Source organism: Marivirga aurantiaca (assembly GCF_016679925.1).
In the GTDB taxonomy this organism is placed as follows: domain Bacteria; phylum Bacteroidota; class Bacteroidia; order Cytophagales; family Cyclobacteriaceae; genus Marivirga; species Marivirga aurantiaca.
Genome location: NZ_JAEQBW010000003.1, coordinates 100,973 through 118,716 on the forward strand (window position 1 = coordinate 100,973; position 17,744 = coordinate 118,716).

The following is a 17,744-nucleotide window of genomic DNA, read 5'->3' on the forward strand; positions in this document are numbered from 1 at the left end:
TGCTGATTTAAACGGTCCTCAAAGAAGATAATATGGATTTTATTATGATGAATTTAAATAGAATTAACCCGACCACTTCCGAGAAACTCGGAAAAGCGGGAGGGAGGAAAGTTTAGCGAGCCAGCGAGGGCTTGGAGAGTGGAAGCATTAAACTTTCTTGAATTATAGTATCTTTTTGTTCAAGCAAAAAGAAAGGTAGAAAAAAGAAAGCAATGAAAATTTGCCTTAGGAAAAAGGTAAAACAAACGACATTTCAAATCAATTCAAAAATTATCCCCATTCAAATTTGGAATTGTAGAAAAGTTGTCTCTATATTTGAGCATCATATCGGAAGTATCCGATTTATAAAGAAGAGGTAAGAGATCAGGCTCGATGATCCTCTGGCAACCGCCAAACTATTTGGGAAGGTGCCAATTCCTGCCCAACGAAGGGAAATATAAAACGGTAAAACAATGAAAAAGCAATTTAAGTACGCCCAAACAATACAACAATCAGAAAATCCTTTTCTTTTTGTATCAATTCCATTTAATCATACTCAGCACACTGCCAACGTTATTTGTTGTTGCATTGGTTGTTGTTGATTTTCACTAAATCATTTCCTGTTAAACCATAGTTGCACTTCTTTGATGTGTAATAACTGAAAGCAATTTTCTTTTGCTTAACAGGGGATCTCATACAAAATCAATTAAAATTTTGGGAATCTTTTGAATAAGAAGGTTTCGTCAACAAAAAAAATATATCCATACATTATGTCGCAACATTTCGAAACCCAGGCAATAAGAACACAGGCTGCTAAAAGTGGTAATAGAGAGCATTCTGTACCTCTTTACCTTACTTCTTCATTCACTTTTGAAAATGCAGAACAGGCAAAAGCATTGTTTAATGATGAAGAGGATGGCAATATTTACTCTCGTTTTTCTAACCCAAACAGCTCAGAGCTAATTGATAAAATTGCTCACCTGGAAGGTGTGGAAGATGGAATTGCCACAGCAACCGGCATGGCGGCTATGTTCGGAAGTATGGCTGCTTTATTACGACAAGGAGACCATATTTTAGCGGCACGTTCATTATTTGGTTCAACACACCAGCTATTAACGCAGATTTTTCCGCGTTGGGGCATCACGCACACCTATGCAGATATCAGCAGAACGCATGAATGGGAAAGCCTCATCAAGCCGGAAACGAAAATGATTTTTGTGGAAACGCCTTCCAATCCGGGTCTGGAAATTATAGACTTGGAATGGTTAGGGGAATTGGCTAAAGCACACAATCTAATTTTAGTAGTAGATAATTGCTTTGCCACACCTTACCTACAGCAACCTGCCAAATGGGGTGCGCATATTGTTACACACAGTGCTACCAAGTTTATCGATGGACAAGGTAGGGTATTGGGCGGATTAATCATGGGCTCCAAAGAATTGATTAAAGATGTCCGCTTTTTCAGTCGACATACAGGCCCTGCTATTTCACCCTTCAATGCATGGATTTTATCTAAAAGCCTGGAAACCCTGGCACTTCGGATGGATAAACATTGTGAAAACGCATTGAAAATTGCTGAGTACCTGGAGGGGCATGCTGAATTAGAAGGTGTGAAATATCCTTTCCTTCAATCTCATCCTCAATATGATCTCGCTAAAAAGCAAATGAAATTGGGTGGTGGAATTCTCACTTTTATAGTGAAAGGAGGAGCTGAGAGATGCAGTAAATTCATCAATCAGCTGAATACTTTATCAGTGACTGCCAATTTGGGAGATACCCGCTCCATTGTGACTCATCCGGCCACCACCACACATAGTAAATTGAGTAGTGAGGAAAGAAAAAGGGTAGGTATTGATGATGGACTGATCAGGCTATCAGTTGGTTTAGAGAATGTAAATGACATTATTGAAGATTTAGAACAAGCCTTAAAAGCATCGAAATAAATGAGAATTCATATAGAAAATATGTGCTGTTGTATGATTTGTTGTAAGGCCCCACCGGACGCTGCATGATATTGCTATACCCAAATTATAGTGCCTCTTGCAGAATCCATCATTCCGTAAGAGGCATTTTTTTTACCTAAAAACTTAAAATAATGACACAAATAACAGAAGAATTAAGCTTAAGCAAGGCCGCTAAAAAAGACATAGCAGAGCTACATAATAAGATTGAATTATTCCGAAGCGGACAAATCGCAGAGGAGAAATTTAAGGCCTACCGTTTAACCCGTGGCGTATATGGGCAAAGGCAACAGGGCGTTCAAATGTTTCGCCTCAAAATTCCTGCCGGCAGAATTACTACCGATCAGCTGCGAACGGTAGCTGCACTTTCAGAAAAGTATGCTACCGGCAATTTACACCTGACAACACGGCAAAATATTCAGTTACACCATGTAAAGCTGGATGATTCCCCGGCTATCTGGACTGCCTTGGAAGCAGCGGGCTTAACGGCCAGGGAAGCTTGTGGCAATACAGTGCGTAATATCACCGCCAGCCATAAAGCAGGCATAGATCCACATGAACCCTTTGATGTAACACCCTATCTAGATGCAGTATTTAAATTTTTTCTGCGTAATCCTATCTGCCAGGAAATGGGCAGGAAGATCAAAATTGCTTTTTCATCGAGCGAGAAAGATACTGCCTTTGCTTTCATTCACGATTTTGGATTTATTCCGATTTTGAAGAAAACTGACAAAGGAGAAGAAAAAGGATTTCGCGTTTTAGTAGGTGGTGGCTTGGGTGCTCAAACTATCCTTGCGCAGGAATTCTTCGATTTTCTTCCGGAAAGCAGGTTAATCAACTTCCTGGAAGCAGCTTTGAGAGTTTTTGATCGATATGGTGAACGCGAAAAGAGAATGAAAGCAAGATTAAAATTTTTAATCAAGAATATTGGCTTGGAAGAATTTAGAAGGTTGGTGGAAGAAGAGGAAAAAGTGCTGCATCATAAACCATTGGAGCTGAACTACACAACCTTAAAAGCAGCTGAGCCCCAGGTAGTAATTAAAAATTATGTAGCCAGCGATCAGTGGGGCTACCAAAAGTGGTTGGATTCCAATGTTTTTGAACAAAAGCAGGAGGGCTACTACGGAGTGTTGGTAAAAGCGCCTTTAGGAAATATTGATCATGAAACAGCCATCAAACTAGCCAATACCATTGATCAGTTTGTAGGGGGTGATTTAGTGATCAGTGTGTATCAGGGCTTAGTAATTCGCTTTGTGCAAAAAGATGCTTTGCCTATTTTATTCGAAAGGTTAGGAGAGCTTGGCCTAAACCAATCCGGAGCGGAAAGCTTTGCAGACATCACTGCTTGCCCGGGAACTGATACCTGTAATTTAGGAGTAACTAATAGCACTGCTTTAGCTACTGTTTTGGAGAATTTCTTATTGGAAGAATATCCACAACTAGCCAATAGTAAACTGATCAATACCAAAATCAGCGGCTGTATGAATGCCTGTGGCCAGCATATGATTGCCGGAATTGGCCTACACGGCAGTTCCATTAAAAACAACGGAAAAGTAGTGCCTGCTATGCAGGTTGTTTTAGGGGGCGGATTGAGAGCAGATGGTACCGGATTAGCGGCTGAAAAAGTAATCAAACTGCCTACGAAACGAATTCCTGAAGCTTTCAGAGTTCTGTTGAATGATTATGAAGCCAATGCGGGTGGTGCCTTTTATCCTGATTATTTCAGAGAGCAGGGCAAAAAGTATTTCTACGATCTCCTCAAGCATTTGGGCGATTTGTCCAATATTGAAGATTCAGAGTACATCGACTGGAACCATAAAGAAGAATACATTCCTGAAATTGGGGTAGGAGAATGTGCTGGTGTGAGCTTTGATTTAGTCAGTACTATCTTCAATGAAGCCGAGGAGAAATTGAATCAAGCCTATGAATATGTAGGCGAGAATCGATTAGAGCACGCTATCTACAATTCTTATAATGTATTTGTCACCACCGCCAAAGCATTATTACTGGCAGAAGATATTCAGTGTAACACACAACTGCTCATCATTGAAGATTTTGATACGCACTTTGTAGCAACCGGTAAAGTAACATTGGAAAGTACTTTTGCTGATTTAGTGTATCAAATGAAAGAGCAAAAGCCTACCGAAGAGTTTGCGGCTCACTATCTGAAATCTGCTCATCAGTTTTTAGATACAGCTAAAAACCTGAGAGGGATCAAACCGACTGAAAAAAGTGTCATAAATCATTTTTATAAAGCATAAATCAACATCGATTAGTTAAGGAAATTTTATCATTTAGTCTGAGTAGGATAAAATGCTATTCAGTTAAGGCTTACCTCCTTCTCCTTTCGGAGAAGGATGCAAGGTTGAGGTTTGAAATGAAACTTAACTTAATAGCATTTTAAGGGGATCGAGCTTTTAAAGTAGCCTTAACTAATCGAATTATAAAACATAAATCATGGAAAAGAAATTAAGTTTAGTAGGAGCAGGACCGGGAGATCCGGACTTGATCAGTGTAAAGGGCATCAAAACTTTAGCCCAGGCCGATGTGGTATTATATGATGCCCTGGTGCATCCTGAATTATTAGATTATGCACCTTCCAAGGTGCTAAAAATATTCGTAGGAAAACGTGCCGGAAAGCATAGTTATAAACAAGAAGAAATCAATGCCTTGATCATTCAATATGCTTTCAGTCACGGCCATGTGGTAAGATTGAAAGGTGGAGATCCTTTTATTTTTGCCCGTGGAAAGGAAGAAATAGACCATGCTGAAAGTTTTGGAATCCCGTCACAGGTGGTGCCTGGTATTTCAAGTATCAATCTGGCCGGACTTTATGGGTTGCCCCTTACCACTCGTGGCATCAATGAAAGTTTTTGGGTGGTAACCGCTACCACTAAAAGCGGAGAGCTGTCTGGAGATGTAGAACTGGTTGCTCAAAGTAATTCCACAGCGGTATTTTTAATGGGCCTGCGCAAAGCAGCTGCCATCAGCAGGGCGTATGAATTGCAGGGAAAAGACTGGTTGCCTGCTGCTATCGTGTCCAACGGGTCTTTGGAGAATGCGCAAATTTATAGAACTACGGTCGGCCAGCTGGAAGCTACTATCAGTGAAAATACCGTGGCCTCACCGGGTATAATTTTGGTGGGCGAATCCATTGGAGAAGATAATTATTTAGCCACTATTAAAAGTGTACCGCACTATGTTAAACAGATCTGAAGAAAATCATTTGTTTCCGGTTTTTTTGAAGCTGGATAAAATCCAGACGCTAATTGTGGGAGGTGGTTATGTAGGCCTCGAGAAATTGGGAGCTCTTTTGAAAAACGATGAGGAGGCTAATGTAAAATTAATTGCCCCTGTAATAAGTCAGGAAATTTATTGTATTGCAGCGAGCCATCCGTCAATTAAACTGGTACTGAAAAAATATGCTACTTCAGACTTGGCGGGTATTAATTTAGTGATTGGTGCCACCAATTTTTATGAAGTGAATAAGCAGGTTTATTCAGATGCTAAAGCTTTGGGAATTTTGGTAAATGTGGCCGATACGCCTGAACTATGTGACTTCTATCTGGGCAGTACAGTGAAAAAAGGCAACCTAAAAATCGGGATTTCCACTAATGGGAAGTCGCCTACTTTTGCTAAAAGGTTAAGGGCTATTTTAGAAGAGGTATTGCCTGATCATACGGATGATATCTTGCAGAATTTAGCCGAGATCCGTAAAGCCCTTAAAGGTGATTTTGAAAAGAAAATGGAGGTGCTCAATGAAATTACGGCCTCTTTTGTACATGATAAGAACAAGAATTAAGAATGGACAGTATCGGTGAATCATCATGGCCTGATTTTGCTTATTACTCAATTGAGGAAAGGGTGAGATGGATTTTTGATCATTATGCGGAAGATGAAATTTTGATGACTTCCTCTTTCGGAAGTTCATCTGCTTTACTTTTGCATCTGATCCATAAAATCAGTCCTGATCATCCAATCTATTTTTTAGAGACAGGCTACCATTTTGAAGAGACTTTAGCTTATAAGGAGAGGCTACAACAACAACTTAAGCTGAATATTAAGACCATTGGCGCTCCGGAAAACAAGCATCGGTTTACTGAAGAAAACTTTACCTATGAGCATAATCAGGATTTATGCTGCTTTATTAATAAGGTAGAACCCTTATCTACCCTAAGAAAAAGCCATAAAATCTGGCTTTCCGGATTGTTTAAATATCAGAACGAAAACAGAAAGCAGCTAGGCTTTTTTGATCGAAAAGCTGATCTTTTAAAGGTCTATCCGTTGTTGGACATGACGCCCGAGGAGGTGCATACGTATTTTTTCATTCATGAACTGCCCAGTCATGAGCTAGTGGCTAAAGGCTACAGTTCTATAGGTTGTACGCATTGTACGGTAAAAGGCAGTGAGAGAGAAGGTCGTTGGTCAGGAAAGGCTAAAGTAGAATGCGGGATACATTTATGAAGTTCTAGTAAAAATTGGTGCTACAATAAATTAAGTGGAAAGTCTGTATTTTATGACAAGGATCGGCCTTATTCATTTTAGGAATTTTGAATTTCTAATTGGATAAGAAACAAAATGTTTGACCGAAGAGAGTTTTTTTGTTTCCCAATTAGAAATCCAAAATGCCGTTAAGAAATGAATACAGCCTTGACTTTTTGTTTCTTTTGGGTCAAGCCAAAAGAAAGGAAGATTTAATCAAACCCCAACTCTTCCCTATAAACGCTATCATCCACTTTATTTTTATTCCAGTAATCCAGCATGATTCGCTTTTTTAAAGTACCGGTAGTTATCATCATTTCGCCTCCTTCAGGGTAAGTCTCTTCCCATTTTTCAATGGTGAAAGGGTGTCTGGGGCTATAATAGATTTTTAAGCTGCGGTTTAGTTCATGTATTTCCAGAGAGAGCACTGAAACGGAATCAGTATTGGATTGAGTGATCTCTGCATTATAGCTTTTCAGCTCTTTATGTTTTAAGCGTATATATTCTGTTGATGGGATAATATGGAGGTTTCCGGAAGGAATTGCCGAAGGGTCTAAGCGGATCAACGTCCAAAGCTCATCTTCCAGCCATGTCTTTTCCAATGGTAATGATTGATCACCTTCACTTTCAAAATAAGACCGCATAAACGCGTTATAATTACCATTTCCTTTATTCAGTTGCATGAATACATGACCACACCATTCCTGCACGCTGGTGGTTACTTTTACCGCATGTATATCATCTTCAGGATATACCGGAGAGAAAGTGGAGGTCATGATGGAGTAAGGGTAAATGCCTGTATTGAATTTTTTAGTGAAATTAAGCTTCAGTACTTTTTGTGCATCATCAGGGTTTTCTGAAGGATTATCCAACTTTACCTGTTTTTCTTTTGAAAAATCTTCGGTTACAAATATGAGTACAGCGTGACCTTTTCTCATTTCTCCATAGCGCACTTGTTCCAGTTCATAGGAGGTTAGCTCAGCTTTTCCCTGATACCAATAGTCACCAAAGTTTCCCGACAGTTTGAGCTCTTGCTTTTCTTTGGGTGTATCTTTTTTACTTTTCTGAGAGCAACTCTGGAATACAAATAAAATGGCAGGTAAAAGGAGTAGTATCTTTTTCATAAATCTATATGCTAATTGAAATTTTAAGTACGTTATTGTAGCACTACTGTTTTGTTCTTGCTATGCTGAAAGCTTTTTATGACATTAAACCTGCTGAAAAGCTCTTCTTTATACCAATTCTCTTTCTTTACTTTTCCTATAATTTCTTTGTGAATATCAGCATAAGCATAGGCTTTCATGGCCTGTTCATTTTTCCAAATGCTAAAAGTAGCCTGTTCAATCAAAGGCCATTCTCCTATTCCTTTAGTATATACTAATCCTTTAGCTTCCTCAATAGATTTACTTGCTTTGGGAACAAATTGCCAGAAACGGGGAAGTTTATGGATATTAATTCTGGCCCGGGTGATGACCGCTATTTTACCCCCTGAATATTCTCCCCTCTCTGGAAATGGATTTTCCCCATACCAGCTGCCATGTGCCCCGATAGATTCAAGATAATGGTTTTCAATATGCTCAGATTTTGACTGCAATTCTAAAAATATTTCAGAGTTGCTAAAAAATGTCTCAGCTGACACCTCATCCTTCCATTTCATTAACAGGGCGTATGTTGTAAAATCAGGCCATAAGCTAAAGCCGAAACCACTGCCGGTTCCCAACACTTTTGAAAATGTACAGCTACTTACTGCAGCAAGCTGTGGAGGCAATAACTGCATTTGTTTAAATGCCCACCATTTGTTTTGGGTATATTTAATAATTGAGAGTGTAACCATAATGAAATATAATTTCCTAAACTCTCAGGCTGGGAAAGGGTTTTAATTTGTTTGTTAAAACTTAGAGTTGGCTGACAATAGTATAATTTTTATTTGAGGTAGATTTTTATTCAGTATATCTTAAAAACCAATCTCGTATCTGTTCAAAATTCATTTTTCCTGTAGAAATGGAAATTACCATTTTGTATTTTTCCTCTTGGCTAACATTAATATCTAGCTGGGATTGCAATAATAATAGTCTAGCTAATACGTAGCCTGTTCTTTTATTGCCGTCAATGAAAGGATGGTTTTTCACTATACTCTCTAGTATTGCTGCTGCTTTATCAATTGGGGTAGGATAAAGCTCTTCATTGCCAAATGTTGCCATAGGTCGATTAATAGCTGAGTCTAATAAATCATAATCTCTTACTCCATGACTTCCTCCAAACTGATCAATTAAAATTGAGTGAATTTTTAATACCTCCTTTTTACTGATCATTGAGCTAACTTCTTTAACAAATCTTTATCTTCCCTTAGGATTTTACTTAGATTCTGATTTAGTTCATTGGTTTTTGAGGATTGTTTTTCTGCCTCTTTCAGGTAATTGTACAAATCCTGAAGTGCATTTTCAGGTATATTGTCCAATAACTTATGTATTTCTGATTTTATATCTTTTGGTGCCATAAATATGTTTTGTATAAATATACAAAAATGCAGTTAGATAGGTTTCAAAAAAAATAATTCAAAAGGATAAAGTCATCATGGATTTATTTTAACTATTATAAACCTTCTGCCACCAGGCTGCCAGTTCCATTAATAAAGCTACTCCCATATGCGCAATAATGCCACCCCAGATATTTCTGCTTTGGTAAGCCAGCACTCCTAAAATATAACCACCAAAAAAGGAGCCAATAGTTTCGCCTAAAGGCTTGCCGTAATGCAAGGCTACATACAGACCAACCATTGGCAGGATGGCTCTCGGCCCTAAAAATGCTGTAAAGCCCAATACCATTAATCCTCTGAATAAAAGCTCAGTGAAAAGAAAATCCACGGCATAAAATATTTCAAATACGGTGGCTCTTAGTTGCACCGACCAATCTAAAAATTGGGCAGACTCCTTAAATCGTGGATAATAATCCTGGAAACTACTTTCAAAAGAAGCAGCAAAAATCAAAGGAATCATTAATAATATCAGGGGAAAATACTGGCTGATGTTTTTAGCTGAAGCTTTTAAGCCATAAAAGTTATCATTCGTTTTTTCAAATCTTATGTAATAGATAATTAGAGGAATAAGCATTACAAAAATACTGTTGATCTGAGAAGTAACTTTATACATAAAGTAACGATCCTTTACCTCAAAAATACTCTTCACTACTTCTCTGTGGAAATGGAAGCTTACATCCACACTTAAGAGAAGCAACATGAAAAAACTTTTGAGCATAAAAGCTCTACTTTTAAATACATTAGGTATAGCTCTATATCTGTAACACAGGAAAACAATTACAAAATAAATAAAGGCGAACATAATGAAATGTGCCACATAAGGTAAAATGGCAGGTTTTAATCGGTCCATCCATTTTTCCATTCTCACACTATAGTTAATAAAGGTGAGGATAGTAATAAAAAGAGTCATCCATACATATAAACCTACAGGGTGTTTCACCTCATGATGAAAATCGACAAAATACTTCCAGATAGCACGCATCAGTGGATTGCCGTTAATGCTTTATAAACAAGATGAATGGGTAAGCCCATTACAGTGAAGTAGGAACCCTCCAGCCTGTCGATATGGGTAAGACCCAAACCCTCCTGAATACCATAGGCCCCGGCTTTATCAAAAGGTTGGTGTTTTTTGATATAGTTTTCAATTTCCTGATCATTGATTTCAGAAAAATGAACTAAGGTTTCATCTGAATAGCTGGTAACTTCACCATTGCATAAAATAGCGAAACCAGAAATTACCTGGTGTTTTCTGCCGCTCAATTTTTTTAACATAGCAAAAGCTTCAGGGGCATCTTTTGGTTTTTCCAATAGCATTCCATCAATTAATACTGTCGTATCAGCCGTTAAAACAATTTTATTGTCGTAGCTGCTATTTCCCAGAAAAGCATTTGCCTTCTTTTCCGATAAAAAAGCTGCCACTTCTGTTTTGGGTAAATCATCAGGGTAGCTTTCTTCAGTATCTTTTGCTTCGGTACTGAATTGAAAACCTGCTTTCTGCAAAATTTCTTTTCTTCTGGGCGATTTAGAACCTAAAATAAGAGGGTAAGCTAAATTCATCTTCTTTAATTGAGCTAAATAAAAATCCGCAAATGGTTTTGGGATAGAAATAAGTTGATTTTTGAGGCATAGTATAGCCGCTTAAACATACCTGGGTTACTTCTTCCATACTAATCTCCTTGGTGATTAAAGCAAACTGTGCCTCCTCTTTCATCACCTTGGTAAGGCAGTTGGCAAAATTTCTTTCAAAAGCAATATTTTCCGAACTTCGCTGTTCCTTTCCTTTAATACCTAATATTTTTTCAATGAAGAAATAATGTAGCACTGTCAGGTCGAGATGTTTCACCACATCCGGAAAAGGCCATTTCATGGTGTCTATTTTTTCCGGTTTTAGTCTGATTTTATAAGTATCATCTTTAAATATCAATCCAAAGGCCCATTTTTTGCCTAAAATAATTTCATTAATTTCAGAAGCATTTTCCACACGTTTAACCAGGAAATCTTCCTGTAACATTTCCATAATTTCCACCTCAGAATAACTGTCCAGCCCCTGAATTAACCGATGGGTGGGCAGAATGCGCAAATCATCGGAATTGGCATTAGTGAAATACATCATGTGGTAATTATAACCCTCCTCACCTGTGTGATCAGGATTTTCCTCCATCATTTTTTTTCTGTAGAGCATGGAGCCTTCATAGCGGTGATGGCCATCCGCCAGGATAATCTTCTGCGGTGCCAGTTTATCTATAAATTTCCTGATCACTTTTGCATCGTGAATTACGCTGATCACTTCCCTTACACCCTGATAATCTTCAATTTCACTCAAAGGGCTCAGCATGCTTTCATCCATGTACCGCTCCAGTTCAAAATCCCCGTCTGCATAAAGGCCGTGCGTGGCACTAACATTCAGTTGAGTCTTTTCAAGAATATCAATCCGATCGTTTACTGATTTAGGGATGGTGTTTTCATGACGGAGAATAATCTTATCGTCCCAGTCATATGCTTTAATGAAACTTATAAATCCTTTTCTAACATGCTCCCGAGGCGATCCTGGCAAGGTGAAATACTGGTAATACACATATATCCCAGGCAATGGATCCTGCTGGATAATACCCTCCTTTTTCCATCTCTCTAATGTTATAGCAGCTTTATTCGATGCATCGGGACCTTTCGGAACGGATAAATGAATGCTGTTCAATTCGTTTTTATACAAGTTTTCTCTGTGTTTCTCAGAGACTACATCAAATAAAGGACTTGTCAACGCTTCAATTTGTCCTTGCAGAACATCATTATACCGCCATCCTTTTATAGGTTTAATTTCAGCCATCAATTACAACCTGTTTTTTTTCCACAAGGATACTTTCTTTTCACTAGCGTTATTTGCAGTGGTTTGAGCTTTTCTCTCAGTCCATATTTTGGCAACAAGGGCAGCTGCCAATTCTGCTTCTTCCTGGTTTAATTTACTTTCCAACACTTCAGGTGTAAAGTACTTTTCAATGAATTTGGTGTCAAAGTTACCACTGGTGAAGGCTTCATGTTGTAGAACATATTTACAAAAGTTCAAGGTAGTTTGAATTCCAACGATTTCGTATTCATCAATAGCGCGGATCATTCTTTTAATAGCTTCTTCTCGATTGTCTGCATAGGTGATTAGCTTGGCTATCATAGGATCATAGTGAATAGGTATGTCCATGCCCTGTTCAAATCCATCATCCACCCTGACCCCGGTGCCCTGAGGCCTTTTATATACTTTTAGTCGGCCAATATCAGGCAGGAAATTGTTTTTGGGATCTTCGGCATAAACTCGCACTTCAACAGAATGACCAATAATTTTTAAATCTTCCTGTTTAATGGAGAGTGGTTTGCCTTCTGCAATCCTAATCTGTTCTTTCACCAAATCAACCCCTGTAATTTGTTCTGTCACCGGATGTTCCACTTGCAAACGGGTATTCATTTCAAGAAAATAGAAATCCAGTTTTTCATCCACTATGAATTCCACAGTACCGGCTCCATAATAGTTACAAGACTTTGCTACATCTATTGCAGCTTTGCCCATTTTTTCACGTTTCTCAGGGGATAAAACACTAGAAGGGGCCTCTTCAATTACTTTCTGGTGTCTTCTTTGGATGGAACATTCTCTTTCAAATAAATGCACTACATTTCCGTGCTGATCACCTATTACCTGAATTTCAATATGGCGGGGAGAGGTCACGAATTTTTCTATAAAAACGGATCCATCACCAAAAGCATTTTTTGCTTCTGAAACAGCCCTGTCCATTTGCTCTTCAAAATCTTTCGGGTTTTCCACTATACGCATTCCCTTACCACCACCACCTGCACTGGCTTTTATTAAAATAGGATAACCAATCTCTTCCGCCTTTTCTTTGGCAAATTTAATATCAGTAATGGCTTTATCTAATCCGGGTACTAAAGGCACGTTTCTTTTTAAGACTGCGGCCTTGGCTGACAGCTTATCTCCCATTATTTCGATGGCTTCAGGGGATGGGCCAATAAAAATAACTCCTGCTTTCTGTGCCTGCCGGGCAAAATCTGCATTTTCAGATAAAAATCCATAACCAGGATGAATGGCATCTACTTTTAAATCCTTACAAATCTTCAATATTTTATCTACTCTCAAATAACTTTCTGAGGAAGCCGGGGGACCTACACAAACAGCCTCATCTGCATATCGCACATGAAGTGAATTTCTATCGGCCTCACTATAGATAGCCACTGTTTGGATTCCTAATTCTTTAGCAGAACGCATTACGCGTAGTGCAATTTCGCCTCTATTGGCCACTAATATTTTTTGGATATTCGCCATAATTTACTCCTTAAAAACACTCACAAAATCAATCTACAATGCTACATAATAATTGTGTTTTTTGCTAAAGAAACATCGTTTAAAGGGCGTAAGTAATTTTTTCGTCAACAGTTTTTTGTTACATTTGTTGATTGAAAATAGAAAACAGACATATCAATAAAAGAAACAATCGTGGATTTATTTGAGAAATTGAAAGTGGATAGAGGTCCTTTGGGCAAGCATTCCAATGTAGAAGAGGGGTATTTTATGTTTCCAAAGCTGGAGGGAGAGATTTCCCCCCACATGAAATTTAGAGGAAAAGAAGTACTTACCTGGAGTTTAAACAACTATTTGGGTTTAGCAAATCACCCTGAGGTGCGAAAGGCAGATACTGATTCCACTGCTAAATGGGGTCTGGCATACCCGATGGGAGCAAGGATGATGTCCGGTAATACGTCACAACATGAACTTCTGGAGGAACAATTGGCTGACTTTATTAAGAAGCCTGATGTAATGCTTTTGAATTATGGTTATCAGGGAGTATTATCTGTCATCGATGCTATAGTAGGACGTAAAGATGCAATAGTTTACGATGCGGAGTCCCACGCTTGTATTGTTGATGGTGTGAGATTACACATGGGAAAGCGATTTGTCTACCCTCATAATGATATTGAAAGTTTGGAAAAGCAACTGCAAAGAGCTACCAAACTAACGGCCGAAACAGGTGGTGGCATATTGGTTATTACTGAAGGTGTATTTGGTATGACGGGAGCCATGGGCGATTTGAAAAATGTAGTCGCCTTAAAGGAAAAATATAATTTCCGCTTATTAGTAGATGATGCACATGGGTTTGGTACCATGGGGGAAACAGGTGCCGGTACAGGAGAGCATTTGGGAGTTATGGATCAAATAGACCTCTACTTTAGCACTTTTGCGAAATCGATGGCCTTAATTGGTGCATTTATAGCAGGGGATAAAGATATTGTTAAATTCCTACGTTATAATATGCGTTCTCAAATTTTTGCTAAATCTTTACCTATGCCAATGGTGGAAGGAGCCATCAAGCGTTTGGAACTTCTTAGAGATCAACCACAGCATAAAGAGAATTTATGGAAAGTGGTGAATGCATTGCAAGGAGGGTTAAAGGAAAAAGGCTTTAGTATTGGATTTACTCAATCACCTGTAACACCTGTTGTATTAAACGGTACGGTAGGGGAAGCCGCTTCTTTGGCTTACGATTTACGTGAAAATTTCAATATTTTCTGTTCAGTAGTGATTTATCCGGTAGTGCCAAAAGACACTATTATCCTAAGATTAATTCCTACTGCATCGCACAGTATTGAGGATGTAAACCGTACTATTAAAGCATTTGAGGCCATAAAAGAGAAGCTCTCAAGTGGTCATTATAGGGAGAATGAGCTGGCAAAAGCCTTTAATGAGTAAAAATTCACCAAAAAAACAGCTCTAATTGTTGTTTTTTAATGTTTTTGCCTATATTGCTTCCAATTAAATTAATTATTTAGTCAACCGTAAACTAAAATAAGAATGAAAAGATTCGAACAAGTAAGAGATCTAGTAATGGGACTAGAAGGTGATTTTGAAAAATTCTACGACAAAGAAAACCAAGCAGCTGGTACTAGAGTTAGAAAAGGAATGCAAGAGTTGAAAAACCTGGCGCAAGAAATCAGAATTGAAGTTCAAGAAAAAAAGAACAAGGCTTAATCACCAAACCTAAATTCATTAGAAAGGCTGGCAATTTTGTCGGCCTTTTTTGTTTATAATACTTTTTAACCCTTAGCTCCATGCAATTAGAATCCAAATTGCCCAAAGTAGGCACCACTATTTTTTCTGTAATGTCTCAAATGGCTACAGAAAATGATGCCATTAATCTCTCTCAAGGTTTTCCGGAGTTTCCTGTGTCGCAGGAATTAATAGATCTGGTTTACCAGAATATGCAAATCGGTCATAACCAATATGCACCTATGCCGGGTTTGCCTGTATTGAGAAAAGCAATTGCCCAAAAAATTGAAAAGACAGGGGGTGTTGCCCTTGACTTTGATGCAGAAATCACCGTGACAGTAGGTGCTACAGAAGCCATTTTCTCAAGCATAATGGCTCTTGTTGGAAAAGGGGATGAGGTAATTGTATTAGAGCCTGCGTATGATTGCTATATCCCTGCCATTGAATTGGCGGGTGCAAGCCCTGTTCCCATAGCTCTTCAACAACCGGATTTTTCACCGGACTGGGAATTGATTAAGCAGCAAATTAGCAAAAACACCAAAATATTAATGATTAACTCTCCTCATAATCCTTCAGGTGCTGTATTGAACAAGCAGGATATGGAAGAGTTGAAAGAGATTCTAAAAGCAAATCCGCAATTGATGCTTTTAAGTGATGAAGTATATGAGCATATTATTTTTGATGGGAGAGAACATTTTAGTGTATTGAATGATGCCTTTTTGGCTTCACGAAGCATTGTGGTTTATTCTTTTGGTAAAACTTTTCATGCCACCGGCTGGAAAATAGGTTATGTGGTGGCTCCTGAAATGATCATGAAAGAAATAAGGAAAGTGCATCAGTACAATTGTTTTACAGTGCACACTCCAAGCCAGCATGCCATGGCTGAATTTTTGCAATATGAGAAGAACTATCTGGGGATTAATGATATGTATGAAAAAAAGCGGGATTTCTTCGCGAAGGCAGTCAGTAATTCCCGTTTTAAAATAGTGCCCTCATATGGTACCTATTTTCAATTATTGGATTATAGCGCTATCTCTGACATTCCGGATATGGAATTTGCTGAAAAATTAATTAAGGAACATGGAGTGGCTTCTATTCCCGTGTCAGCATTTTACTCAGAAAGAAAAGATGATCATTTACTTCGCTTTTGCTTTGCAAAGGGAGAAGAAACCTTACAAAAAGCAGCAGATATATTATGCAGGATTTAAAAATCAGTTTGGTACAAACCCCGCTACATTGGCAGGATAAACAAGCTAACCTGGCCATGTTGGAAGAAAAAATCTGGCAAATAGATGAAGCAACAGATGTGATTATTTTGCCGGAAATGTTTAACACAGGCTTCAGTATGCAAGCGGAAAAAATGGGAGAACCCATGAACCTGCATACTTTTAAGTGGATGAGACAAATGGCCGAACAAAGGAAGTCAGTGGTAACAGGATCATACATTATAAATGAGGGAGGTAAGTATTTCAACAGATTGATTTGGATGCAACCGGATGGACATTATTACTCTTATGATAAAAAACATTTGTTCAGGATGGCCAATGAAGACGCTCATTATTCTCCCGGATCATCTCCTTTAATAGTTAAATGGAAAGGTTGGAAGATTAAGCCTTTGGTCTGTTATGATTTACGTTTTCCTGTTTGGAGCCGTAACAAAGCACATCATGGCGAAATGGAATATGATTTAATGCTTTTTGTAGCCAATTGGCCTGCAGCAAGGGTAAATGCATGGGACATTCTATTGCAGGCCCGCGCCATAGAGAATTTAAGTTATTGTGCCGGAGTGAACAGGATTGGAGAAGATGGGAATGGGGTTTTATATAATGGGCACTCTGCTATCTATAATCCTAAAGGAGAGTCCCTCTTTTTCGCAAATGATAAGGAGGAAGTGGAAACGGTATCCTTGTCTAAGGCTGAACTAATACATTTCAGGGAGAAGTTTCCGGCTTACTTAGATGCTGATGATTTCAGCGTGAATTAAGCTTCTCAATCAAATTGAGTACTGTAGCCTTTCTGCATTTAAACTGCCTCATTCATGAAACTGGTGAGTACATAAATTTTAGTGATTCCGGTAATAGTTTTGATATTTTGCGTATGCTAACTAAGGGTTAAAGAAAAAGATATGAAAAATATACTTCTATCTATTGATTTTAATGGCAATGAACATCTTTTAATAGAGCAAGCCTTTCTTTTTGCTAATTCTTTTGATGCTAAAATATGGTTATTGCATGTTGCTGCCCCTGATCCGGATTTTGTAGGTTACGAACCCGGTCCTCAGTACATAAGAGACAGCCGGGCCGAGGATTTAAGGAAAGAACATCAACTCCTTCAGAAATATGCCAATGAGCTCAATGCAAGAGGAGTTGAGGCGGAGGGATTGCTGATACAAGGGCCCACTATAGAAATGGTTATTGAAGAGTCTGAAAAATTAGAAATTGACATGATTATAATCGGTCATCAAGAGCATAATTTTCTTTATAAGGTATTTATTGGGAGTGTATCGGACGAAATTGTTCAAAAATCAACTATTCCTGTTTTGTTGGTTCCCCTTGATTAAAGAGAATATTGTAATATTCATATGTAATGTCTATGGATTGATCGAGTTTAAATACGTAGGTATAAAGTTTTATTTTTATTTACTATGTACCTTTTAATGCTGTTTGATGTGATTTCACCATATAAAATAAAAACATTGAAGTGCTAATTAGTTGTTATTCAAGTCTTTTACCTCCCTGAATAGGTT

The 17,744-nt window shown here is 38.3% G+C and carries 18 protein-coding genes and 1 riboswitch; of the genes, 10 read left to right on the forward strand and 8 right to left on the reverse strand.

Annotated features, from left to right (window positions below):
* Positions 1-339: 339 nt before the first annotated feature.
* Positions 340-443: riboswitch (SAM riboswitch) on the forward strand.
* 306 nt (positions 444-749) lie between these two features.
* From JKA74_RS08425 to JKA74_RS08445, 5 genes are all read left to right on the forward strand, one after another.
* Complete coding sequence (locus JKA74_RS08425) at positions 750-1,922, forward strand: O-succinylhomoserine sulfhydrylase (protein ID WP_201430742.1); 1,173 nt, start codon at positions 750-752, stop codon at positions 1,920-1,922.
* A gap of 152 nt (positions 1,923-2,074) precedes the next feature.
* Positions 2,075-4,201 carry a nitrite reductase gene (locus tag JKA74_RS08430; protein WP_201430743.1) on the forward strand — a complete coding sequence of 709 codons (2,127 nt, stop codon included), beginning with the start codon at positions 2,075-2,077 and terminating at the stop codon, positions 4,199-4,201.
* Positions 4,202-4,397: 196 nt separating this feature from the next.
* Positions 4,398-5,156: a uroporphyrinogen-III C-methyltransferase gene (cobA, locus tag JKA74_RS08435; RefSeq protein WP_201430744.1), complete on the forward strand. Its 759-nt coding sequence runs from the start codon at positions 4,398-4,400 to the stop codon at positions 5,154-5,156.
* Entirely contained in the window at positions 5,140-5,742 is a 603-nt protein-coding gene (locus JKA74_RS08440) for a precorrin-2 dehydrogenase/sirohydrochlorin ferrochelatase family protein (protein ID WP_201430745.1), read from the forward strand. Before cobA ends, JKA74_RS08440 begins: the two co-directional genes overlap by 17 nt.
* A gap of 2 nt (positions 5,743-5,744) precedes the next feature.
* A complete protein-coding gene (locus JKA74_RS08445) occupies positions 5,745-6,404 on the forward strand; it encodes a phosphoadenylyl-sulfate reductase (protein WP_201430746.1) in 660 nt (219 codons plus the stop codon).
* A 230-nt stretch (positions 6,405-6,634) separates the two neighbouring features.
* Here the strand turns inward: JKA74_RS08445 and JKA74_RS08450 are convergent, their stop codons facing one another.
* The 8 genes from JKA74_RS08450 to accC all read right to left on the reverse strand — a co-directional run bounded on the left by JKA74_RS08450 (position 6,635) and on the right by accC (position 13,279).
* Positions 6,635-7,546, reverse strand: coding sequence for a hypothetical protein (locus JKA74_RS08450; protein WP_201430747.1), 912 nt, complete (start codon positions 7,544-7,546; stop codon positions 6,635-6,637).
* Positions 7,547-7,578: 32 nt separating this feature from the next.
* Positions 7,579-8,256 carry a spheroidene monooxygenase gene (locus JKA74_RS08455; protein WP_201430748.1) on the reverse strand — a complete coding sequence of 226 codons (678 nt, stop codon included), beginning with the start codon at positions 8,254-8,256 and terminating at the stop codon, positions 7,579-7,581.
* A gap of 106 nt (positions 8,257-8,362) precedes the next feature.
* Complete coding sequence (locus JKA74_RS08460) at positions 8,363-8,734, reverse strand: type II toxin-antitoxin system death-on-curing family toxin (RefSeq protein ID WP_201430749.1); 372 nt, start codon at positions 8,732-8,734, stop codon at positions 8,363-8,365.
* On the reverse strand, positions 8,731-8,919 hold the full coding sequence (locus JKA74_RS08465; protein ID WP_201430750.1) for a hypothetical protein: 189 nt from the start codon (positions 8,917-8,919) through the stop codon (positions 8,731-8,733). The genes JKA74_RS08460 and JKA74_RS08465 overlap by 4 nt, the downstream gene beginning before the upstream one ends.
* Positions 8,920-9,007: 88 nt before the next feature.
* Positions 9,008-9,940 (reverse strand): CPBP family intramembrane glutamic endopeptidase, encoded by a 933-nt coding sequence (locus JKA74_RS08470; RefSeq protein ID WP_201430751.1) that lies wholly within the window; start codon positions 9,938-9,940, stop codon positions 9,008-9,010.
* Positions 9,940-10,515, reverse strand: coding sequence for a Maf family protein (locus tag JKA74_RS08475; RefSeq protein WP_201430752.1), 576 nt, complete (start codon positions 10,513-10,515; stop codon positions 9,940-9,942). Before JKA74_RS08475 ends, JKA74_RS08470 begins: the two co-directional genes overlap by 1 nt.
* A complete protein-coding gene (locus tag JKA74_RS08480; protein WP_201430753.1) occupies positions 10,481-11,782 on the reverse strand; it encodes a DUF1015 domain-containing protein in 1,302 nt (433 codons plus the stop codon). Before JKA74_RS08480 ends, JKA74_RS08475 begins: the two co-directional genes overlap by 35 nt.
* Before the next feature lie 3 nt (positions 11,783-11,785).
* Positions 11,786-13,279, reverse strand: coding sequence for an acetyl-CoA carboxylase biotin carboxylase subunit (gene accC, locus JKA74_RS08485; RefSeq protein WP_201430754.1), 1,494 nt, complete (start codon positions 13,277-13,279; stop codon positions 11,786-11,788).
* A gap of 171 nt (positions 13,280-13,450) precedes the next feature.
* Here accC and JKA74_RS08490 point away from each other — a divergent pair, with 171 nt between their 5' ends.
* From JKA74_RS08490 to JKA74_RS08510, 5 genes are all read left to right on the forward strand, one after another.
* Entirely contained in the window at positions 13,451-14,701 is a 1,251-nt protein-coding gene (locus tag JKA74_RS08490) for an aminotransferase class I/II-fold pyridoxal phosphate-dependent enzyme (RefSeq protein ID WP_201430755.1), read from the forward strand.
* Positions 14,702-14,803: 102 nt separating this feature from the next.
* Entirely contained in the window at positions 14,804-14,980 is a 177-nt protein-coding gene (locus tag JKA74_RS08495) for a histone H1 (protein ID WP_201430756.1), read from the forward strand.
* 80 nt (positions 14,981-15,060) lie between these two features.
* Positions 15,061-16,206, forward strand: coding sequence for a methionine aminotransferase (locus JKA74_RS08500; RefSeq protein WP_201430757.1), 1,146 nt, complete (start codon positions 15,061-15,063; stop codon positions 16,204-16,206).
* Positions 16,194-16,982 (forward strand): amidohydrolase, encoded by a 789-nt coding sequence (locus JKA74_RS08505; RefSeq protein WP_201430758.1) that lies wholly within the window; start codon positions 16,194-16,196, stop codon positions 16,980-16,982. The genes JKA74_RS08500 and JKA74_RS08505 overlap by 13 nt, the downstream gene beginning before the upstream one ends.
* Positions 16,983-17,123: 141 nt before the next feature.
* A complete protein-coding gene (locus JKA74_RS08510; protein WP_201430759.1) occupies positions 17,124-17,558 on the forward strand; it encodes a universal stress protein in 435 nt (144 codons plus the stop codon).
* Positions 17,559-17,744 lie beyond the last annotated feature (186 nt).